A 19,587-nucleotide genomic window follows, 5' to 3' on the forward strand; every position below is an offset into this window, starting at 1 on the left:
GGACGCGGACGAAATGTCGCCCGCGTTTTCCTAGTCCCGTTCTAGTTGGCATGCGCGGCGCTGATCTGCATCAGCTCACGCGAATAGGGATCCTTGAGGTCACCGCGCTTGAGGTCGGCGACATCGGCAATCTCGACGATCCGGCCCTGGCGCATGACGGCAAGGCGATCGCAGAGGAAGGAGACGACCGCCAGGTTGTGGGTGACCATCAGGAAGGTGAGGTTCTGTTCGCGTCGGAGGCGCTTCAACAAGTTGAGGATTTCGGCCTGGACCGAAACGTCGAGCGCGGATGTCGGCTCGTCGAGCAGCAGCACCTTCGGCTTCAGCATCAGTGCACGGGCAATCGCCACGCGCTGGCGCTGGCCGCCCGAGAGCTGGTGCGGAAAGCGGAAGCGGAACTTGCGGTCGAGGCCGACCGAGGTCATGACCTCTTCGATCCGGGCGTTGCGGTCGCCGATGCCGTGGATCGTTAAGGCTTCGCCGAGCGTGGCGTCGACGGTCTTGCGCGGGTGCAGCGAGCCATAGGGGTCCTGGAACACCATCTGGCACTGGCGTGAGAAGGCGCGGTCGATGCCGTGGCCACGGGACGAGCCGAGCACGGTGATCTCGCCGGACCATTCCGGCGCGAGACCTGCGATCGCCTTCAAGACGGTCGATTTGCCCGAGCCGCTTTCGCCGACAAGCGCAAAGCTCTCGCCGTCGGCGATATCGAGATTGACGTCGTGGGTGATCTGCACGTCGCCATAGGAGATGTCGAGGTTTTTCAGAGAAAGCGCGGTCATGCCTTGGCCCATGCGCTGCGGTCGAGCACCGGCAGCTCGTCCCGTGTTTCATCGAGGCGCGGAATGGAGGCGATCAGCCCGCGCGTATAGGGGTGCTTGGCCGCCATCAGCTCGCCCGCCTTGCATTCCTCGACCACCTCGCCGGTGTTCATCACGAGAATGCGGTCGCAATAGCTGGAGACGAGGTTGAGGTCGTGGCTGATGAAGATCAGCCCCATGCCCTTGCGCTTGACCAGCTCATCGATGATGTCGAGCACCTGGGCCTGGACGGAAACGTCGAGCGCCGAGGTCGGCTCGTCGGCGATCAGAAGGTCCGGCTCGGGGATCAACATCATCGCGATCATCACGCGCTGGCCCATGCCACCGGAGACTTCGTGCGGGTAGAGCTTGGCGACGCGTTCCGGATCTGCAATGCGCACCGATTCCAGCATCGTAAGCACGCGAGCGTTGACCTCGCGGCGCGGCAGCTTCTGGTGCGTCAGCAGCGCTTCGGCGATCTGCTCGCCGATGGTCATGACCGGGTTCAGCGAGAACTTCGGGTCCTGCATCACCATGGAGATGCGGGCGCCGCGGATGGCGCGCATCTGCCGCTCGGACTGCTTCAGGAGGTCGACGCCGTCAAAGACGAGCTTGTCGGCGGTGACCCGGCCTGGAGCCCGGATGAGTTGCAGGATCGAGCGGCCGGTCATCGACTTGCCCGAGCCGCTTTCGCCGACGATGCCGAGGCGTTCGCGGCCAAGCGTGAAGGAGATGCCGCGCACGACTTCGAGATCACCGCGGGGCGTCGGGAAGGTGACGCGCAGGTTTTCGACTTCGAGAAGATTGCTCATCAGCGTTGCTCCCCGCTCTTCGGATCGAGCACGTCACGCAGGCCGTCGCCGAGGAAGCAGAAGCCGAGGCTGACGAGGATGATGGCAAAGCCGGGCATGGTCGCGACCCACCACTGGTCGAGAATGAACGAGCGGCCGCGCGAGATCATCGCGCCCCATTCGGGAAGCGGCGGCTGGGCGCCGAGACCGATGAAGCCGAGGCCGGCAGCCGTCAGGATGATGCCGGCCATGTCGAGCGTGACGCGGACGATCATCGAGGATGTGCAGAGCGGCAGCACATGGCCGAGATTGACCCGGAGGCTCGATGCGCCAAGCAGGCGGACTGCCGAAATGAACTCGGAGTTCTTGAAGGTCAGCGTCTCCGCACGAGCGACACGGGCATAGCCGGGCCAGGAGGTGATTGCGATGGCGATGATCGCGTTCTCGATGCCGGGACCAAGGGCTGCGACGAACGCAAGCGCCAGGATGAGCTTCGGCAGCGACAGGAAGATGTCGGTGATGCCCATCAGGATGCGATCGACCCAGCCGCCGAAGTAGCCGGCGGCAACGCCGATCACCAGGCCGGCAGGGGCTGCGAGCACGGCAACCAGCGTGACGATGGCAAGCGTGATGCGTGAGCCGTAGACGACGCGGGACCAGATGTCGCGACCAAGCTCGTCTGTTCCCATCCAGTGGGCGGCACTTGGCGGCAGCAACCGTTCGCTGAGCGACTGGCGCAGCGGATCATGGGTGGCGAGCCACGGTGCAAAGAGTGCGGTCAGCACCAGAACGAGGATGATGACGGCGCCGACAACGGCGAGCGGATTGCGCATCAGCGCACCGAAGATGCGATAGAAGCGGCCGAGGCGGGCCTGCATCGGCGAGGCGGGGCTGTCGTCGATCAGCCAGTCGCGAAATGTGGTCATGGTCGCTCCTCCCTTAGCGTGCACGCGGATCGAGCACGCGGTAGAGCACGTCCGAAATCTTGTTGATGCCGATGAAGACCGCGCCGATCACGAGGGTCGAGCCGAGCACGGCCGACATGTCGGCATTGAGCAGAGCGACGGTCAGGTAGTTGCCGATGCCGGGCCAGGAGAAGATCGTCTCGATCATCACGGAGCCTTCGAGCAGGCCGGCATAGGAAAGCCCGATGACGGTGATCAGCGGCACGCGGATCGGCCGGAAGGCGTGGCGCCAGATGACCAGGCGCTCCGGCACGCCTTTGACCCGGGCGGTCGTCACATATTCCTGGCTCAACTGGTCGAGCATGAAGGACCGCGTCATGCGGGCGATATAGGCGAGCGAGAAGAAGCCGAGGCAGGAGGCCGGCAGGATCAGGTGCCAGACGGCGTTGCCGAAGATCTCCCATTCGCCGGCGATGATGCTGTCGACGAGGATCAGGCCCGTGACCGGCGACACCATGCCGTCATAGAAGATATCGACGCGGCCGGGACCGCCGACCCATTTCAGCCGTGCGTAGAAGATAGCGAGGCCGACAAGGCCGAGCCAGAAGGCGGGCACCGAATAGCCGAGCAGGCCGATGACGCGGATGCCCTGGTCGAGCCAGGAGCCGCGGCGGGCGGCGGCAAAAACACCGAGCGGAACGCCGATCAGCACGCCCAGGATAATGCCGAGCGTCGCCATTTCGAGCGTCGCCGGAAAGACGCGGGCGAGGTCCTCGATAACAGGCTTTCCCGTCGAAACCGAGGTGCCGAAGTTGCCGGTGACAACGTCGCCGACATAGCTGACGAACTGGGTGATCAGCGGCTGGTCGAGCCCCATCTCCTGACGCACGCGCTCATAGACGGCGACCGGAGCGCGGTCGCCGACGACGGCCAGGACCGGGTCGATCGGTACGATGCGACCGATGAAGAAGGTGATGGCGAGCAGGCCTAGGAAGGTCACTGCAAGCGTGATCAGGAAGCCTGCCAAGGACGTGAGACGCTGCCTGTTTCGGCTTGGTCGGGCGGCGCGGCGCGTGGGCGCTGCTGCTGTCGTGCTGTCGTTTGCCACGTGGCGATTCCATCCCTTCTCGCTTGCGGTCTGAATTGTCGATAGCGCAAAAATTCGCTTGGAGTATATAAATAAGTTTGCTTAAATCAAAAAAATTTTACTGGGGCGGAAACGGGAGGAGCAACCGCAGTGAGCGATCCGTCGCAGGATACGGAAGCCGCTTCGGCTAAGTCCGGGGCAGGGCAGCCGAAGGTGGGCGCGCTGGTGCGTGCGCGTCGACGGCAGATGCATATGACGCTTCAGGCCTTGAGCGACGCGGCAGGCGTTTCGGTCGGCTACCTGAGCCAGATCGAGCGCGATCTCGCCATGCCGTCGCTCGGCACGCTGGCGCAGATCGCTCAAGGCTTGGGCGCCGAGCTCAATCATTTCATCCTGGCGCCGGCGATCGACACAGGGCTGTCGCGCGCCGAGGGGCGCATGGTGTTTTCCGTCGGCGGTTCGCCGGTTTCCTATGAGCGGATCGGCGCGGATTTTGCCGGCAACCAGCTGTCGAGCTTCGTCATTACCATTCCACCGGGGCATCGCTCCGAGGTCTTCAGCCACGAGGGCGAAGAGCTTGTCTATATGCTCGAGGGCGAGATCCTGTTCGGGCTCGATGGCGACGACACCATGCTTTCGCCCGGCGACGGCCTGCATTTTCGCGGTATCCAGCCGCACTACTGGTGGAACAAGACAGACAAAGCCGTCCGGCTGATCTGGACCGGCACGCTGCCGCTCTTCCGCCTGCGCGCTTCCCAATCCAACGAGACCGGCGCGCCACAGGCGCTCCCGAAGCCGGCACCGACAAAAACCAAGCCTCATCGAAAATAGGAGAATGATGATGAGAATGTTCAAGGCCGCGGTCTTCGCGGCGTCCCTGATGTTGAGCGTGGCGCCGGCCGCACTCGCCGAAACGCCGGCCGACGTGCTGGTCGTCGCCCAGAATATCGACGACATCGTCAGCATCGATCCGGCCGAGGCCTACGAGTTCTCCTCGGGGGAATACGTCACCCAGACCTACGACCGTCTGGTGCAGTACGATGCGCCCGACGTGAAGAAGCTGGCGCCCGGGCTTGCCTCCGAATGGACCGCCGACGATGCAGCAAAGACGATCACCTTCACGCTGCGCGATGGCGTCACCTTCTCCTCCGGCAATCCGCTGCGCGGCGAAGACGTCGTCTATTCCTTCAAGCGCGTCGTCGTTCTCAACAAGGCGCCCGCCTTCATCCTGACTCAGCTCGGTTGGACCCCTGAAAACATCGACAAGATGGTGACCGCCGACGGCAACAAGGTCACGATCAAGTATGAAGGCGATTTCTCGTCGGCCTTCGTTCTCAACGTTCTCGCCGCCCGCCCGGCGTCCGTTGTCGATGCAGAAACCGTCAAGGGCAACGAAGCCGACGGCGACTTCGGCAACGCCTGGCTGAAAGCCAACTCGGCCGGTACCGGTCCGTTCGTGCTCAAGGCCTTCCGCGCCGGCGAACTGCTCAACCTTGCGAGCAACCCGAACTACTTCGGCGGCGCTCCGGCCATCAAGGGCGTCATCATCCGCCACGTGGCCGAAGCCGCCACCCAGCAGCTGATGCTGCAGACCGGCGACGTCGACATGGCCAAGAACCTGACGCCTGACCAGGTTTCGGGTCTTGAAGGCAAGGACGGCGTGAAGGTCGAATCCTACCCGCAGGCAGCCGTTCACTTCCTGTCGTTCAACCAGAAGGACGCCGCCCTGCAGCCGCCGGCCGTGTGGGAAGCCGCCCGCTACCTCGTCGACTACAAGGGCATGACGGACAGCTTCCTCAAGGGCCAGATGGACGTGCACCAGGCCTTCTGGCCGAAGGGCTTCCCGGGCTCGCTCGACGAGACGCCCTACAGCTACGACGTCGAAAAGGCGAAGAAGATCCTCGCCGACGCCGGTATCAAGACGCCGATCAAGGTGACCCTCGACGTTATCAACTCGACGCCCTTCACCGACATGGCGCAGTCGCTGCAGGCGTCCTTCGCCGAAGCCGGCATCAACTTCGAGATCATCCCGGGGACCGGCAGCCAGGTCATCACCAAGTATCGTGCTCGCACCCACGAAGCCATGCTGCTCTACTGGGGCCCTGATTTCATGGACCCGCATTCGAACGCCAAGGCCTTTGCCTATAACGAGGACAACGCCGACGACAAGTATCAGTCGACGACCACCTGGCGTAACGGCTGGGCTGTTCCTGCGGAACTCAACGAAGCGACCAAGGCGGCCCTCAAGGAAGCCGACCCGGCCAAGCGCGACGCGCTCTACGTCGACCTGCAGCGCAAGGTGCAGGAAAAGTCGCCGATCGTGATCATGTTCCAGGCCGCGACCCAGGTCGCGATGAAGGACAAGGTCGAAGGCTACGTCAACGGCGCGACCTCCGACTTCGTCTTCTACCGCCAGGTGAAGAAGAACTGATCGACCGGCGATCACCCTTGCGCCGATGAAAAAAGGCGCACATATCAAACGCCCTGGGCCTTTGCGGCCCGGGGCGACGTGTTTCTACCTGTTTGTTTTGGAAGTTCCGGGAAGGTTTACGATATGGCGGATGTGAAGGTGAGAACGCGGGAAACCGGTGCGACGGCCGTCGTCGGCAGGACGGGCTTTCCGCACGTGACCTCGGTGACCGGCGGGGAGCTCGATATCGTCACCGGTCCGTCTCAGGCCGGCTACGGCCCGCTCGATCTGCTCTATGCGTCGCTCGCAAGCTGCCTGGTGCTCAGCGCCCGCATCGCCGCCAGTCGTTACGGTGTGCTCGATAAGCTGACGGAAGTGAGCGCCAAGGTGACCGGCGAGAAGGCCCATGACGAGCCGTCGCGCGTGGCCAAGTTCAACATCGTCTTCGACATCAAGGGCGATTTCGACGACGCCGTCCGCCATGCGATTGCGGAAGCGGCCGAAAACGAGATCTGCACCGTCAGCAATACGATCCGCGGCAATCCCGAATTCGTGACCGAGTTCGCTCACTGATTCTCGGTGGTCTCTGGGTCCAAGACAAAAGGGCGGGCTGCCATTGGCAGCCCGCCCTTTTCGATACAACGGTCGAGATCGGCTCAGGCCGGCTGCGGCGCCAGGGATTCCGGCTGGCGCCGACCGACGGTCAGCACCAAGAGGGCCGCGACGATGCAGAGCATGCCGGCGGCGATCAACGCGGGCGTATAGGTTTCGAGCGACGTCCGGCTTGCGCCGGCGAGGAAGGTCGCACTGGCGGCGCCCAGTTGATGCCCGGTGAAAACCCAGCCGAAGACCAGCGCTGCCCGTTCCGGACCGAAGCGTTCGGCCGAGAGCTTCACGGTCGGCGGTACCGTTGCGACCCAATCCAGGCCATAGAAGATCGCGAAGATCGACAGTGTGTAGATGTTGAAGCCGCTGAACGGCAGGAACATCAACGAGAGGCCACGCAGGCCATAGAACCAGAAGAGCAGCCAGCGATTGTCGTAGCGGTCCGACAGCCAGCCGGACCCCACCGTTCCGATGAGATCGAACACGCCGATCAGCGCCAACAGGCTGGCGGCAGCGACGGGGGCAATGCCCACGTCCCCGCAGATCGAAACCCAGTGGGTCTGGATCAGGCCGTTGGTACTGAAGCCGCAGACGAAGAAGGTGGCGAACAGCACCCAGAAGGTGTTGGTCCTGGCCGCATCCGAAAGTGCCCGGATCGGTGCCATCAACAGGGCGCCGAAGCTCTTTGCCTTCGGCGGTGCCGGGACCATCTGCTTCGAGCCGAAGGGCGCAAGCCCGAGGTCGCCAGGGCGATCCTGCATGAAGAGCAGGACCAGCGTGAAGGCTGCCAGGAGGATGACGATGATCAGCGTCAGCGCCGAGCGCCAGCCGATCGTTTCGGTGAGGGAGGCGAGCAGCGGCAGGAAGACCAGCTGGCCGGTGGCGTTGCTGGCGGTCATCAGCCCGACGACGAGCCCGCGCCGCTTGTCGAACCAGCGTGTCGCGACCGTGGCGCCGAGCACCAGCGCCGTCATGCCGGTGCCGACGCCGAGCACCACGCCCCAGATTGCGACGAGATGCCAGAGCTCGGTCATATAGAAGGAGGCGGCGATACCGGCGACGATCAGCACGAGCGCTGTCGAAACGACCTGGCGCACGCCGAAGTGGTTCATGAACGAAGCCGCAAACGGGCCAAGCAACCCGAAGAGGCAGAGCCGGATCGCCAGTGCAACGGAGATCTCGGCGTTCGACCAGCCGAATTCGGTTTCAAGCGGCTTGATCAGCACGCCGGCCGAGCCCATGGCCCCGGCGGTCGACAGCATGACCAGGAAAGTGACGGCGGCGACAGCCCAGCCGTAATGGATGTTGCGTCTGGCAAGGTAACGCGCAAGCGCCGGACCGAGCATCGTCGATTTCCTTTCGTCCATGTTTTGGGTGTGCGAAAGCGCCGCGCGGGCTTGCAGAGCGCGTCTCGCGAGTTCAGATCGTTTTTGACAGGTGTTTCCTGGCAAGCAGCTTTGCTTGGAGCATTCGGCTTTCAGGTGACCTTACTGGAGGCGGAGTGATGCTCCAGATTCAGTGCGCTAAAGCGCCAGCAGCAGATCCTCCAGTTGGGCGGTGGCGTCGGTCCCCAAGCGCGCCTCGATCTTGTCTTGTGCGCCCTGCCAAAGCGGGGCGCCGTCGATGAGAATCCGATGGCCGTTTTCCGTAAGCCCGACGATTGCCTCCCTCTGATCCTTACCGCCGCCGACTGCCGCCAGCCCCATTCCCTCCAGCACCTTGACGTTGCGGCTGACCGTCGAGCGCTCGAGTTCGATCTTGCGGGCAAGCTCGGTCATCGAGATCGGTTCATCGCGCGCGATGTGGCGAAGCAAACTGAACTGGGCAAGGTTGAGGCCAATCGGCTGCAGCGCGTCGTCGTAGACCGACGTCACTCTCCGGGTGGCTTTGCGTAAGAGGGCACAGTAACAACGAGACATTTTGTGTGTATATACACGCAATTGCCGGACGTCAAGACCGTGGCCGTGAACGGTCGCTTCAGGCGGCTACCGCGCCTGGTCGATCGCCGAGCGATCCAGGCGAAGCCGAAGGACGTGGTTCAGGTATGCCTGGTCGCCGATCCTGAAATGGGTTTGCCCGACCGTTTCAAAGCCGTTTGCAAGGTAGAAGGCCGTGGCCCTTTCGTTCTCGGCGTTCACTGCCAGCCATGTGCTCGTCCGGCCGGTATCCCGGCAGAATTGAAGACCGGTTTCAAGCAGCCTCTTGCCGACGCCGCGGCCATGGTGGTGCGGTTGGACATAGAGAGTGGCAATCTCCAGATCCGAAGAAGGATCGGTCGGGGCCGGCGAATTCGAGGACATCCGCAGAAAGCCATCGATGCCGACCTTGTTTTCGGAAACCCAGATGCTTTCGGTGTCCCGAGCCAGAATGTCCCTGAAGCGTGCGGCGGTGAACTCGGCCAGCGCATAGTCGGCAAAGAACGCATTGACGCCGTCGCGGATGTAAGTGTTGAGCCAGACTTCCAGGCTGATCGCGGCGAGGCTGGATACGTCGTCTGGCGTTGCGGGTCTGATCAAGATCTTATCTTTCAGGTCTCGTGTTTCTGCGAACGCCCGAAGAGGCGGCGACCCACGTCAGTCACTCAGTCGACATAGGCTTCGAGTTCCTTGTCGAACTCGACCTCGACGACGTTGTTGAAGAGGGCGGTCGCCACCATGATGCCGGCGAAGGCGACGAGGTCGACCAGCGCCTTGGCGTCGTAGCGCGCCTTCAGGCCGGTCCAGATCTCGCCCGGAACGGCATTGCTGTCGGCGACGATCGCGCGGCCGAAGGCGATCAGACGCTGTTCGTCTTCCGTGGGCGCGACGGTATGGAAATCGATGCCGGCGTTGGCAAAGGCGCGGCGGAAGAAGCCCATGGCGATCGGCGACCGCATGGCCTCGGAGATCGCGTGCGACAGGAACCAGATCTCCCGGTCGTTGAGTGCCGGGCGCAGCTCCTCACGCAGCGTGAACCATTCCGCGTAGATCCTGTGGGCAACCGGCGAATGCAGAAGCGTGCGCTTCATGTTGGTCATGCGTCCGCGCACGCGCACCTCCTCGTCGTGGGCGGCACGGACTTCTTCTGATGCGGTGGCGTAGTCGATCTGGGGAATGTGGCTCACGGTCTTGCCTGTCTTTGCATGGTGCGCGACTGGCGCGCTTGTGATGGTGGGAAATCAGACGGTGCTGAGCAGGATGCTCGTTTCGCTGTTCGACACGCCGTCGACGTCGCGCACTTCGCGCAGGATGCGGTCGAAATCGCTCAGGCTGTTGGCGCGGATTTCGGCAACCAGGTCCCAGCCGCCGTTTGTCGTGTGCAGCGCGTAAAGCTCGGGCAGGCCACGCAGGTATTTGATCACCTTGGTGGTGTTGCGGCCGCTGACCTCGATCATCATAATCGCACGGATGGCGCGATCGTCATAATCCTGCCGCACGCGCAGCGTGAAGCCGAGCACAGCACCGCTTTCGAGCAGCCGGTCGATGCGTGTCTGAACTGTAGCCCTCGATATGCCGAGCACCGCCGCGATCTTGGAGTAGGGCGCGCGGCCGTCTTCTCGCAGGAGCGAGATGAGTTGGTGATCGAGGTCATCGAAGATATGCATGAAAGGTGTATATTACGATTGTGCAAATTGCTCAATATGTCTCGCAATTTTGCGCAAGTTTAAAATTTCAACTCACTTCTTGCTTGCCTAGGCTGACTTCATCGAATTTCTCCGATGGAGTATTAAACGTGGTTCAGTATGTCGGTGTCGGCAACGTAATTGAGCTGGTCAAATCGATCGGCATTGAGACGTTCCTTGTGGGTCTTGCGGAATATATCGAAGACGATTTCCGCCGGTGGAACGCATTCGAGAAAACCCCGCGGCTTGCGAGCCACTCAAAGACCGGTGTCATCGAGCTGATGCCGACCTCCGACGGCGAGCATTACGGCTTCAAATACGTCAACGGTCATCCGAAGAACCCGAATGTCGGCCTGCAGACGGTGACCGCCTTCGGCGTGCTCTCCGATGTCAGCACGGGCTATCCGTGCCTGGTTTCGGAAATGACGATCATGACGGGTCTGCGCACGGCCGCCACCTCGGCGCTTGCGGCAAAGTACCTGGCCCGCCCTGACGCCCGCTCGATGGCGATCATCGGTCTCGGCGCCCAGTCGGAATTCCAGGCGCTCGCCTTCCGCGCCCTTCTCGGCGTCAAGCGCCTGCAGGTCTTCGATATCGACGCGGAAGCTGCCGACAAGTTCTGCAACAACCTCGCCGACATGGATTTCGAGATCGTCGTCGCCGCGACGGCCGAAGAGGCCGTAGCCGGCGCTGACATCATCACGACCGTCACGGCCGACAAGCGCAATGCCACGATCCTCTCCGACAACATGGTCGGCGCCGGCGTTCACATCAACGCCGTCGGCGGCGATTGCCCCGGCAAGACCGAGCTGCAGGGCGATATCCTGCGTCGCGCCGACGTCTTCGTCGAATATCCGGAGCAGACCCGTATCGAGGGCGAGATCCAGCAGATGGCGCCGGACTTCCCGGTGACCGAACTCTGGCAGGTCATCGCCGGCGAGGCCGAAGGCCGTCGCAGCAATGGCCAGATCACCATCTTCGATTCCGTCGGGTTTGCGACCGAGGACTTCTCGGCGCTGCGCTTCCTGCGCGACAAGATCCAGGGCACCGCCTTCTACACCGAGCTGGATCTTACGACGCAGCCGGAGCATCCGCGCGATCTCTACGGCCTGTTCCGGCAGCAGCCGACGAGCCCCGTCGAGCGGAGCGCTGCATAACATGAAGAGACTGTCCGTACAGGCGCCGAAGGGCGTCGTGATGATCCGCCCGCACCATTTCGGCCCGAACCCGATGACGGCCGAGGACAACGCCTTCCAGGCAACAGACGCCGCACGCCAGCCGTCGGCGATCGCAAGAGCCGCCTACGACGAGGTCAGCCGCATGGCGGATGGCTTGGCTGATGCCGGGGTTGCCGTCCATCTCTTCGAGGACGAGACGACGACCCGTCCGGACTCGGTCTTCCCGAACAACTGGTTCTCGACCCATTCGGGCGGCCATGTCGCGATCTATCCGATGTATTCGGAAAGCCGCCAGAGCGAGCGTCGCTCCGACATCATCGAGATGCTGAAGGCCGAGTACCGCGTCCAGGACGTGATCGACTATTCCGGCCTCGAAAAGGACGGCGTCTATCTCGAAGGCACCGGCGCCATGGTGCTCGACCATATCGGCCGCGTCGCCTATGCCGCGCGTTCCAACCGCACCAACGAAGTGGCGCTCGAACGGTTCTGCACCCACTTCAACTTCGAGCCGATGATCTTCGGCGCCGTCGATCGCCAGGGCAATTCGATTTATCACACCAACGTCCTGATGTGCATCGGCACTGAGTTTGCGCTGATCGGCACGAGCATGATCCCGGATGAAGCCCGTCGCCGCGAAATCTGCGCGCGGCTGGAGGAGACCGGTCGCCAGGTGGTTGATCTGACCCTCGACCAGATCGAAAATTTCGCCGGCAATGCCATCGAGCTCGATGGTGCCGACGGCCGTGTCGTGGTCATGTCGGCCCGTGCGCTCGCCTCGCTCCGCCTGGACCAGATCAAGGCGCTCGAAACCTCCGCCCGCGTCCTCGCCTTCGACGTTCCGACCATTGAGCTTGCCGGCGGTTCCGTGCGCTGCATGCTCGCCGGGGTTCACTTGTCCCGTCGGGAAAACGTGAACAAGCAACCGCTTTACGCCGCCATGTCCGATCGATAGAAGCACCTCATCCAAGCCAAAGGTACTACAAATGTCGCAGTCACGCCCCGTCTACCAGTTCAACAACATCATCGTCCGCACGCCGTCGCAGTCGGTCGTCAACGGCCTTCGCGCTGATGACCGCGGCAACCCCACCTTCGAAGGTGTGAAGGCCGAACACGATGCCTATATCGCGGCGATGAAGGACGCGGGCGTGAAGGTGACGGTGCTGCCGGCGCTCGAAGCCTTCCCGGATTCGATCTTCGTCGAAGATCCGGCGCTGGTCTTTACCGAAGGCGCAATCCTTCTGCGTCCGGGTGCAGAGACCCGCGTCAAGGAAACGCCTGAGATCGAGCCGACGCTGCGCGCTATGTTCGAAACCGTTCTCGATCTTCCGGGCACCGGCTTTGCCGATGGCGGCGACGTGCTGACCACCCGCGAAAGCGTGATGATCGGCCTTTCGGCACGCACCAACAAGGTCGGCGCAGAAGCCCTTCAGGCCTGCCTCACCAAGCTCGGCCGCAAGAGCGAGATCGTCGCGACGCCGGAAGGTGTTCTGCACTTCAAGACCGATTGCTCGCTGCTCGACGACGAGACCGTGCTTTCGACCGCACGCCTTGCCAAGTCCGGTGCTTTCGAGCGCTTCAAGCAGGTGATCATTCCCGAAGGTGAAGAGCCGGCGGCCAATGCGCTGCGCGTCAACGACGTCGTCATGGTCGGTTCCGACTTCCCGCGCACGATCGAGATGCTCGACAAGCTCGGCTACAAGGTCGTGCCGATGAAGACGACGGAGATCGGCAAGATCGACGCAGGCCTGTCCTGCATGTCGCTGCGCTGGTTCAGCAACACGCTCTGATCCGACGCAATCCCCGAGGAGGAAACATTATGAAGACGTTGAAGACCGCCCTGTTCGCAGGGATCGCCCTTTCCATGGCTGCTGGCAGCGTATTTGCCGAGGACATGCTGCGCCTCGGCATGACGCCGGAGCCCTACATGCCCTTCACCCAGGTGAACGCCGGCGGCGAATGGGAAGGCCTTGAAGCCGATCTCTCCCGCGCGCTCTGCGAAAAGATGGCCGTCAAGTGCGACATCAACCAGATGGCCTGGGACGGTCTGATCCCGTCGCTGAAGGAGAACAAGGTCGATTTCATTATCGGCGCCTTCTCGATCACCGACGAGCGTCGTCAGGTCGTCGACTTCTCGACGCCCTACTACACCGAAGGCACGTCCTTCGTCGGCTCCAAGGGTGACACGAGCGAGATCAAGACGGTCGATGCCGCGGACGGTTCCGGCACGATCATCGATCCGGCAAGCGTCGAGGGCAAGATCATCGGCGTCCAGACGTCCAGCGTGCAGTCGGCTTATGTCGCCAAGTATCTGACGGGCGCCGAAGCCAAGAGCTACGACACCGCCGACAACTCGGTCGCCGACCTCATCGCCGGCCGCGTCGACTATGTGCTGATCCCGGACCTCTACATCCAGACCTTCCTGAAGACACCTGAGGGTGCCGACTATGAGGTCAAGGTTGAAGTGCCGAAGAACGTCACGCTCGGCGAAGGCGTTGCCTATGCCGTGCGCAAGGGCGACGCGGCGACCCTTGAAAAGGTCAATGCCGGTCTTGCCGCCCTCGAAAAGGACGGCACGACGCAGAAGCTCGTCGACAAGTGGATCTTCGGCAAGAAGTAAACCGCTCTTGAAGGGCGGCGTCCGGCTCATTGGGTCGCCGCCGCCCTCGTTCGCCAAACCGGCCGCAGCGCCGGGGCACCTTTGCAGCATCCGTGAAAGTGATATGCCGGCCTGAGGGCTAGCGGCGCCGGGGCTGACGAGACAATCGGGAACAGGTAACGACGGATGGACTATTACTGGCAATTGCTTGCCTGGGGCGGCGAGGGCTGGGGCGACGATTTCGCCTGGGGCCTGCTGATGACCCTGCAGGTTTCCGTGGTCGCCTATGCGGTTGCGGTTCTCTTCGGTTTTCTCGGGGCTGCCGGCAAACTGTCGAAGCATCGGGTCCCGCGTTTCCTTGCCGATATCTACACGACGGTCGTGCGCTCGTTGCCTGAGCTGCTGGTCATCCTGCTTCTCTATTTCTCGGTTGCGAGCGGTGCCGAGCGACTGTTGAAGCACTTCGGCCTCGTCGCCGAGACCTTCCAGTTCAGCTCGTTCTGGGCGGCGATCATCGCGCTCGCCTTCGTCTCAGGCGCCTTCATGACCGAGGTTCTGCGCTCGGCTTTCCTCTCTGTGCCACCGGGCCAGATCGAGGCGGCAGTCTCGATCGGCATGAACCGGCAGAAGATTTTCACCCGCATCATCTTCCCGCAGATGATGCGCCACGCCGTGCCCGGCATGGGCAATCTCTGGCTGTCGATCACCAAGGAAAGCGCCATCATCAGCGTACTCGGCTCGTTCAGCGAGCTGCTTTACACGGGCTATCGGGCCGCAGCCGGCACCAAGCAATACATCTTCTTCTACGGGCTGACGGCCATCCTGTTCCTGGCGATCACGCTCGTTTCCGTCCTGGTGATCGCCCAGATCGAGCGCCGCCTCAATCGGGGGCACAACTGATGGAAACGATCTCCAACGTCGTCGGCTTCCTGCCGGCGCTGATCAAGGCGACACCGCTCACGCTGCTTCTGACCGCCGTCGCCGGCGTCTTCGGTCTCGTCATCGGCACGCTCGTGGCGCTCGCCCGGCTTTCCGGCCGGCGTATCCTCTCGGTTCCGGCCTACGTCTTCACCTTCGCCTTCCGCGGCACGCCGCTTCTGGTGCAGATCTACCTGATCTACTACGGCCTCGGGCAGATCCTGCCCGGCACCTGGGTGCGCCACAGCTTCCTCTGGCCCTATCTGCGCGATGGCCTCTGGTATGCGATCTTTGCGCTCAGCCTCAACCAGGCGTCCTACAATGCCGAGGTCATCCGCGGTGCGATCAAGGCGATCCCGCGCGGCCAGATCGAGGCGGCAAAGTCGATAGGCATGCGCTCGTCGATGATCCTTCGTCGCATCACCCTGCCGCAGGCGTTCCGCTCCTGCCTGCCGGTTTTGACCGGCGACCTGATCATCCTGTTGAAGACGACATCGCTCGCTTCGACGATCACGATCCTCGAGGTCATGGGCACCGCCCGCATGCTGCAGCGCCAATCGCTTCTGATCTTCGAACCGCTGATTGCCGCCGGCATCATCTATTTCACCGTCGTCTTCATCCTGACGCGCGTCATGGGCGTGGTGGAGAAGCGGCTCACCCGCTACCGCACGGCGAAGGCATAGGGAGGAGAAACGGACATGGCTGCAACAGCGCTTTCCGTGAACAACATTCACAAGAGCTTCGGATCCGTCGAGGTGCTGAAAGGCGTCTCGTTCGAGGCGAAGTCCGGCGACGTCATCTCGCTGATCGGCAGCAGCGGCTCCGGCAAGAGCACGTTGCTCCGCTGCATCAACTACCTGGAGACGCCCGACGAGGGCCAGATCTCTGTCTCTGGCGAGGTGATCCGCACCGTCAAGGGCAAGGACGGCAAGTTTCATGCCGCCGACAAGCGACAGCTCGAACATATCCGCACCCGCCTCGGCATGGTGTTCCAGAGCTTCAATCTCTGGTCCCACAAGACCATCCTCGAAAACATCATCGAGGGGCCGATCCACGTGCTCGGCATGACCCGCAAGGACGCGATCGGCGAGGCCGAACTGCTGATGGAAAAGGTCGGCATCACACCCAAGCGCGATCATTACCCCAACCAACTCTCGGGCGGCCAGCAGCAGCGCGCGGCGATCGCCCGGGCGCTGGCGATGAAGCCCGAAGTCATGCTCTTCGACGAGCCGACATCGGCGCTTGATCCGGAGCTCGTCAACGAGGTTCTGCTCGTCATCAAGAAGCTCGCCGAGGAGGGCCGCACCATGGTGATGGTCACCCACGAAATGTCACTCGCCCGTGATATCTCCAGCGAGGTGATCTTCCTGCACAAGGGTCTCGTCGAAGAGCGCGGCGCACCGAAACAGATGATGCGTGACCCGCAATCGGCGCGCCTGCGCCAGTTCCTGCAGATGGCTTGAGGAGGCCGAAATGCGCGACGCCAGTTTTTCCGATTTCTTGCCTGAACTCGTCGAGATCCGTCACACGCTGCACGCGATGCCCGAGATCGGCCTTTCCGAAGTAAAGACCTCGGACTATGTCGCGGGGCTGCTGCAGTCCTGGGGTTTCGAGGTCACGCGCGGCCTGGCGAAAACCGGCATCGTCGCGACGCTGAAGCGCGGCAACAGCAACCGCGCCATCGGCTTTCGCGCCGACATGGACGCGCTGCCGATGCAGGAGGAAACCGGTCTTGCCTATCAGAGCAAGCACCCGGGCGCGATGCATGCCTGCGGTCATGACGGCCACACCAGCATGCTGCTCGGTGCCGCCTGGGCGCTGTCGAAGGACGAGAGTTTCAACGGCACGGTGCATCTGATCTTCCAGCCGGCCGAGGAGAATTTTGGCGGCGGCCAGTTGATGATCGAGGACGGCCTGTTCGAGCGCTTCCCCTGCGAACGCGTCTATGCACTCCACAACTGGCCGGGCCTTCCGGTCGGCCAGTTCTCCAGCCGGGCCGGTGCCATGGCCGCCTCGATCGACGTTTTGACACTGACGATCCGGGGCAAGGGCGGGCATGGCGCCCAGCCGGAACTGACGGTCGATCCGGTGGTTGTCGGCTCAAGCGTGGTGATGGCGCTGCAGACGTTGGTGTCGCGCAACATTTCGCCGCACCAGCCGTCTGTTCTCACCGTCGGCGCGTTCCAGTCGGGCTCCGCCTCCAACATCATTCCCGATACGGCGGTTCTGGAAATCAGCATGCGCGCGATGGATCCGACCGTTCGCAGGCAGTTGCGGGACCGCGTCGAGCAGATCGCGCGCCTGCAGGCGGAAAGCTACAACGCCGAAGCCAGCTTCGACTGGCAGGTCGGCTATCCCGCGACGATCAACGATGCCGAGGCGGTCGAGGATGCGCGCGCGGTGATCGCCGAGACCTTCGGTGCCGACGCCTATGTCGAATTGCCCGAACCGCTGATGGGCAGCGAAGACTTTTCCTTCCTGCTGGAAAAAGTGCCGGGCGCCTATGTGCTGATCGGCAATGGCGACAGCAGCGGCCTGCACACCACCCGCTACGACTTCAACGACGACATCCTTGAGCGCGGCGCGACCTATTTCTACCAACTCGCACGCGCGGCGCTCGTTTAAGCACGCGGGATCAAACGCCCGGCCGCTCAGGTGGCCGGGTGAAGGTCGCCGAAGACCGTCGGGATCAGCTCGGCCACGGTCGGGTGGATATGAACCGCGTGGGTGATCGTCGTGTAAGGCCTGCCGGCATACATCACGTCGAGAATGCTCTGCACCGCCTCGTCGCCGCCGGTGCCGAGGATCGAGGCGCCGAGGATCTCCTTGCTGTCGGCGTCGACGATCACTTTCATGAAGCCCTCGGTTTCGCCTTTTTCGACGGCGCGCCCGACGCGGCTCATCGGTCTCGTACCAATCAGCAGCTTGCGCCCCGACTTGCGCGCCTCGGTTTCCGTCATGCCGGCGCGGCCGAGCGGGGGATCGATGAAGAGACCGTACGTCGAAATACGATCGCTCACCTTTCTGTTTCCACCATCGAGTAGGTTCGCCGCTATGATCTCGAAGTCGTTGTAGGCCGTGTGGGTGAAGGCGCCCCGGCCATTGCAATCGCCCATGGCGTAGATGTGCGACACGTTGGTCCTGAGCGTTTCATCGACTTCGACATAGCCGCGCGCATCAGTCGTCACGCCGGCGCGGCCGAGATCAAGGTCATCGGTGTTCGGCCGGCGGCCGGTTGCCAGCAGCAGGTGGGAGCCGACGATCTCGGGTGCGCCTGCCGTGCAGTCGACCCCGGCGACGACATCGTCGCCGCGCCTGGCGAAACGGATGCATTCGGCATTCAGCCGGAACTTTATGCCTTCCTTCTCCAGGATCGCGAGAATGGCGTCTGAAACGTCCGCATCCTCCCGGCCGATCAGCCGCGGGCCTTTCTCGATGACCGTCACCTCCGAGCCGAAGCGGCGGAACATCTGCGCGAATTCGAGCCCGATATAGCTGCCGCCGACGACGATCAGATGTCGGGGCAGGGTGTCGAGATCCATGATCGAGACATTGGTGAGATAGGGCACGTCTTCGACCCCAGGAAATTCCGGTGTCGCGGCACGTCCGCCGACATTCAGGAAAATCTGGTCGGTCGATAGCAGATGGTCGCCGACGCGGATCTCATGCGGGCTTTCGAAGCGCGCATGGCCCTCGAAAACCCTGCAATTCTTCATGCTCTTCAGCCAACTCTCGACATTTCCGCGCGATGTGAGCCGCACCGTGTCCTTGCGGGCCATGACGCGGGCGAAGTCGATGGTGACGGGGCCGGTCGTCACACCGTAGTCAGCACCTCGGCGCGCCAGATGCGCGGCATAGGCGCTTGCGACCATCGCCTTGGTCGGCATGCAGCCAGTGTTGACGCATGTGCCGCCGAAATGCTTGCGCTCGATGAGGGCGACGGTCTTTCCCGCCGCCGTCAGCCGGCCGGCAAGCGACGGGCCGGCCTGACCGGCCCCGATGATGATTGCGTCGAAATGTTCTTTCATGACACCGAGGACACCACCCAGAGTGCGAGGAGAACGGCAACCACGTCCTCGAGAAGCGCAATCGGCAGATCCTTTCCGCCGATGGCCGCGACGAGGCGTTTGCGCGCTTCATAGCCGCCAAGCGTGCCGATGACGGCGCCGATCACGCCGGCGATCAAACCGCCGAGCATAGCACCTCCGGCGGTCCCAAGCACGGCGCCGCAGAATCCGCCCGAAACGATGCGGGCGCCGAACTGCTGCGGCACCTTGCGGCTCGGCGTGCTCGGAAGCTGGTCGGTTACGAATTCGACCAGCGCCAGCAGGCCGAAGATGTAGGGCGTGAAGCGAAAGCCCATGAAGGCTGCCCAGGTGCCAGCCAGTGGCAGCCAGCCCGCAGCGGCGCCAATGCTGACGGCGGCAGGAGCGGTCATGGCCCGCAGGCCGGCAACCACTCCAATCAGAAGCGCAAGAACGTAGATCGACATGGTGTCCCCGAACATTTGCCGGGCGAACCCGCGCCGTCAGCCCCCAGACGGATCGGGTCGAGCGGCATCGCAACCAAGATGAAGACAGGTGTTTCTGGCGGGCCGCGCTCAGAGTGGCCGACAATGCCTGGGATTGCAACGCTCAATCCGCCAAGGTCCCGAACGGTAGTCTATGCTTTCTGTGGTGTTTATTGGCATAGGAA

Annotated in this window: 22 protein-coding genes; 11 read left to right on the top strand and 11 right to left on the bottom strand. The window is 62.9% G+C overall.

Features of this window, described 5'->3' with window-relative positions; genetic code table 11:
• Positions 1-41 precede the first annotated feature (41 nt).
• Genes C1A35_RS15710 through C1A35_RS15725 form a run of 4 tightly spaced genes read right to left on the bottom strand, consistent with a single transcriptional unit; the run spans position 42 to position 3,523 of the window.
• Positions 42-782: an ABC transporter ATP-binding protein gene (locus tag C1A35_RS15710; RefSeq protein ID WP_104665373.1), complete on the bottom strand. Its 741-nt coding sequence runs from the start codon at positions 780-782 to the stop codon at positions 42-44.
• A complete protein-coding gene (locus tag C1A35_RS15715) occupies positions 779-1,612 on the bottom strand; it encodes an ABC transporter ATP-binding protein (protein WP_034799458.1) in 834 nt (277 codons plus the stop codon). Before C1A35_RS15715 ends, C1A35_RS15710 begins: the two co-directional genes overlap by 4 nt.
• The gene (locus C1A35_RS15720; RefSeq protein WP_104665224.1) at positions 1,612-2,517 is read right to left on the bottom strand and encodes an ABC transporter permease; all 906 of its coding nucleotides are present in this window, start codon (positions 2,515-2,517) and stop codon (positions 1,612-1,614) included. The genes C1A35_RS15715 and C1A35_RS15720 overlap by 1 nt, the downstream gene beginning before the upstream one ends.
• 13 nt (positions 2,518-2,530) lie before the next feature.
• On the bottom strand, positions 2,531-3,523 hold the full coding sequence (locus tag C1A35_RS15725) for an ABC transporter permease (protein ID WP_234822893.1): 993 nt from the start codon (positions 3,521-3,523) through the stop codon (positions 2,531-2,533).
• A gap of 210 nt (positions 3,524-3,733) precedes the next feature.
• Between C1A35_RS15725 and C1A35_RS15730 the strand changes: the two genes are divergently transcribed.
• The 3 genes from C1A35_RS15730 (at position 3,734) to C1A35_RS15740 (ending at position 6,566) form a co-directional block, all read left to right on the top strand.
• Positions 3,734-4,414 carry a helix-turn-helix domain-containing protein gene (locus C1A35_RS15730; RefSeq protein WP_234822879.1) on the top strand — a complete coding sequence of 227 codons (681 nt, stop codon included), beginning with the start codon at positions 3,734-3,736 and terminating at the stop codon, positions 4,412-4,414.
• A 10-nt stretch (positions 4,415-4,424) separates the two neighbouring features.
• On the top strand, positions 4,425-6,014 hold the full coding sequence (locus tag C1A35_RS15735) for an ABC transporter substrate-binding protein (RefSeq protein ID WP_104665375.1): 1,590 nt from the start codon (positions 4,425-4,427) through the stop codon (positions 6,012-6,014).
• A gap of 123 nt (positions 6,015-6,137) precedes the next feature.
• A complete protein-coding gene (locus C1A35_RS15740) occupies positions 6,138-6,566 on the top strand; it encodes an OsmC family protein (RefSeq protein WP_104665226.1) in 429 nt (142 codons plus the stop codon).
• Positions 6,567-6,649: 83 nt separating this feature from the next.
• Here the strand turns inward: C1A35_RS15740 and C1A35_RS15745 are convergent, their stop codons facing one another.
• The 5 genes from C1A35_RS15745 to C1A35_RS15765 form a co-directional block, all read right to left on the bottom strand.
• The gene (locus tag C1A35_RS15745) at positions 6,650-7,945 is read right to left on the bottom strand and encodes an MFS transporter (protein WP_104665227.1); all 1,296 of its coding nucleotides are present in this window, start codon (positions 7,943-7,945) and stop codon (positions 6,650-6,652) included.
• Between the two features lie 177 nt (positions 7,946-8,122).
• Positions 8,123-8,518 carry a MarR family winged helix-turn-helix transcriptional regulator gene (locus tag C1A35_RS15750; protein WP_104665228.1) on the bottom strand — a complete coding sequence of 132 codons (396 nt, stop codon included), beginning with the start codon at positions 8,516-8,518 and terminating at the stop codon, positions 8,123-8,125.
• 66 nt (positions 8,519-8,584) lie between these two features.
• A complete protein-coding gene (locus tag C1A35_RS15755) occupies positions 8,585-9,115 on the bottom strand; it encodes a GNAT family N-acetyltransferase (RefSeq protein WP_104665229.1) in 531 nt (176 codons plus the stop codon).
• A gap of 65 nt (positions 9,116-9,180) precedes the next feature.
• Positions 9,181-9,702, bottom strand: a complete 522-nt coding sequence (locus tag C1A35_RS15760; RefSeq protein ID WP_104665230.1) for a hypothetical protein — start codon at positions 9,700-9,702, stop codon at positions 9,181-9,183.
• A gap of 54 nt (positions 9,703-9,756) precedes the next feature.
• Positions 9,757-10,182, bottom strand: a complete 426-nt coding sequence (locus tag C1A35_RS15765; RefSeq protein WP_043613515.1) for an Lrp/AsnC family transcriptional regulator — start codon at positions 10,180-10,182, stop codon at positions 9,757-9,759.
• A gap of 92 nt (positions 10,183-10,274) precedes the next feature.
• Here C1A35_RS15765 and C1A35_RS15770 point away from each other — a divergent pair, with 92 nt between their 5' ends.
• The 8 genes from C1A35_RS15770 to C1A35_RS15805 all read left to right on the top strand — a co-directional run bounded on the left by C1A35_RS15770 (position 10,275) and on the right by C1A35_RS15805 (position 17,517).
• On the top strand, positions 10,275-11,357 hold the full coding sequence (locus tag C1A35_RS15770; RefSeq protein ID WP_199772955.1) for an ornithine cyclodeaminase: 1,083 nt from the start codon (positions 10,275-10,277) through the stop codon (positions 11,355-11,357).
• Between the two features lies 1 nt (position 11,358).
• On the top strand, positions 11,359-12,330 hold the full coding sequence (gene ctlX, locus C1A35_RS15775) for a citrulline utilization hydrolase CtlX (RefSeq protein WP_104665232.1): 972 nt from the start codon (positions 11,359-11,361) through the stop codon (positions 12,328-12,330).
• A 31-nt stretch (positions 12,331-12,361) separates the two neighbouring features.
• Positions 12,362-13,165: a dimethylarginine dimethylaminohydrolase family protein gene (locus C1A35_RS15780; RefSeq protein WP_104665233.1), complete on the top strand. Its 804-nt coding sequence runs from the start codon at positions 12,362-12,364 to the stop codon at positions 13,163-13,165.
• Between the two features lie 29 nt (positions 13,166-13,194).
• A complete protein-coding gene (locus tag C1A35_RS15785) occupies positions 13,195-13,995 on the top strand; it encodes a transporter substrate-binding domain-containing protein (protein WP_104665234.1) in 801 nt (266 codons plus the stop codon).
• A gap of 165 nt (positions 13,996-14,160) precedes the next feature.
• Positions 14,161-14,874 carry an ABC transporter permease gene (locus tag C1A35_RS15790; RefSeq protein WP_104665235.1) on the top strand — a complete coding sequence of 238 codons (714 nt, stop codon included), beginning with the start codon at positions 14,161-14,163 and terminating at the stop codon, positions 14,872-14,874.
• Complete coding sequence (locus C1A35_RS15795) at positions 14,874-15,575, top strand: ABC transporter permease (RefSeq protein ID WP_104665236.1); 702 nt, start codon at positions 14,874-14,876, stop codon at positions 15,573-15,575. The genes C1A35_RS15790 and C1A35_RS15795 overlap by 1 nt, the downstream gene beginning before the upstream one ends.
• Before the next feature lie 15 nt (positions 15,576-15,590).
• Positions 15,591-16,355 (top strand): ABC transporter ATP-binding protein, encoded by a 765-nt coding sequence (locus C1A35_RS15800; protein ID WP_104665237.1) that lies wholly within the window; start codon positions 15,591-15,593, stop codon positions 16,353-16,355.
• Positions 16,356-16,365: 10 nt separating this feature from the next.
• Positions 16,366-17,517 carry a M20 aminoacylase family protein gene (locus tag C1A35_RS15805; protein WP_104665238.1) on the top strand — a complete coding sequence of 384 codons (1,152 nt, stop codon included), beginning with the start codon at positions 16,366-16,368 and terminating at the stop codon, positions 17,515-17,517.
• Between the two features lie 26 nt (positions 17,518-17,543).
• On the opposite strand, the gene C1A35_RS15810 is transcribed toward C1A35_RS15805, so the two are convergent.
• Together C1A35_RS15810 and C1A35_RS15815 are read right to left on the bottom strand one after the other, a co-directional pair.
• Positions 17,544-18,920 (bottom strand): FAD-containing oxidoreductase, encoded by a 1,377-nt coding sequence (locus tag C1A35_RS15810; RefSeq protein WP_104665239.1) that lies wholly within the window; start codon positions 18,918-18,920, stop codon positions 17,544-17,546.
• Positions 18,917-19,384, bottom strand: coding sequence for a DUF4126 domain-containing protein (locus C1A35_RS15815; protein ID WP_104665240.1), 468 nt, complete (start codon positions 19,382-19,384; stop codon positions 18,917-18,919). The genes C1A35_RS15810 and C1A35_RS15815 overlap by 4 nt, the downstream gene beginning before the upstream one ends.
• Positions 19,385-19,587: the final 203 nt, after the last annotated feature.

Source organism: Ensifer adhaerens, assembly GCF_002940685.1.
In the GTDB taxonomy this organism is placed as follows: domain Bacteria; phylum Pseudomonadota; class Alphaproteobacteria; order Rhizobiales; family Rhizobiaceae; genus Ensifer; species Ensifer adhaerens_E.

Bases quoted from the DNA above. Each gene is read 5' to 3' on its own strand.
- C1A35_RS15740 (WP_104665226.1), top strand. From the start codon at position 6,138: ATGGCGGATGTGAAGGTGAGAACGCGGGAAACCGGTGCGACGGCCGTC.
- C1A35_RS15805 (WP_104665238.1), top strand. From the start codon at position 16,366: ATGCGCGACGCCAGTTTTTCCGATTTCTTGCCTGAACTCGTCGAGATC.
- C1A35_RS15795 (WP_104665236.1), top strand. From the start codon at position 14,874: ATGGAAACGATCTCCAACGTCGTCGGCTTCCTGCCGGCGCTGATCAAG.
- C1A35_RS15720 (WP_104665224.1), bottom strand. From the start codon at position 2,517: ATGACCACATTTCGCGACTGGCTGATCGACGACAGCCCCGCCTCGCCG.
- C1A35_RS15780 (WP_104665233.1), top strand. From the start codon at position 12,362: ATGTCGCAGTCACGCCCCGTCTACCAGTTCAACAACATCATCGTCCGC.
- C1A35_RS15710 (WP_104665373.1), bottom strand. From the start codon at position 782: ATGACCGCGCTTTCTCTGAAAAACCTCGACATCTCCTATGGCGACGTG.
- C1A35_RS15810 (WP_104665239.1), bottom strand. From the start codon at position 18,920: ATGAAAGAACATTTCGACGCAATCATCATCGGGGCCGGTCAGGCCGGC.
- C1A35_RS15790 (WP_104665235.1), top strand. From the start codon at position 14,161: ATGGACTATTACTGGCAATTGCTTGCCTGGGGCGGCGAGGGCTGGGGC.
- C1A35_RS15800 (WP_104665237.1), top strand. From the start codon at position 15,591: ATGGCTGCAACAGCGCTTTCCGTGAACAACATTCACAAGAGCTTCGGA.
- C1A35_RS15765 (WP_043613515.1), bottom strand. From the start codon at position 10,182: ATGCATATCTTCGATGACCTCGATCACCAACTCATCTCGCTCCTGCGA.
- C1A35_RS15750 (WP_104665228.1), bottom strand. From the start codon at position 8,518: ATGTCTCGTTGTTACTGTGCCCTCTTACGCAAAGCCACCCGGAGAGTG.
- C1A35_RS15785 (WP_104665234.1), top strand. From the start codon at position 13,195: ATGAAGACGTTGAAGACCGCCCTGTTCGCAGGGATCGCCCTTTCCATG.
- C1A35_RS15735 (WP_104665375.1), top strand. From the start codon at position 4,425: ATGAGAATGTTCAAGGCCGCGGTCTTCGCGGCGTCCCTGATGTTGAGC.
- C1A35_RS15745 (WP_104665227.1), bottom strand. From the start codon at position 7,945: ATGCTCGGTCCGGCGCTTGCGCGTTACCTTGCCAGACGCAACATCCAT.
- C1A35_RS15815 (WP_104665240.1), bottom strand. From the start codon at position 19,384: ATGTCGATCTACGTTCTTGCGCTTCTGATTGGAGTGGTTGCCGGCCTG.
- C1A35_RS15715 (WP_034799458.1), bottom strand. From the start codon at position 1,612: ATGAGCAATCTTCTCGAAGTCGAAAACCTGCGCGTCACCTTCCCGACG.
- ctlX (WP_104665232.1), top strand. From the start codon at position 11,359: ATGAAGAGACTGTCCGTACAGGCGCCGAAGGGCGTCGTGATGATCCGC.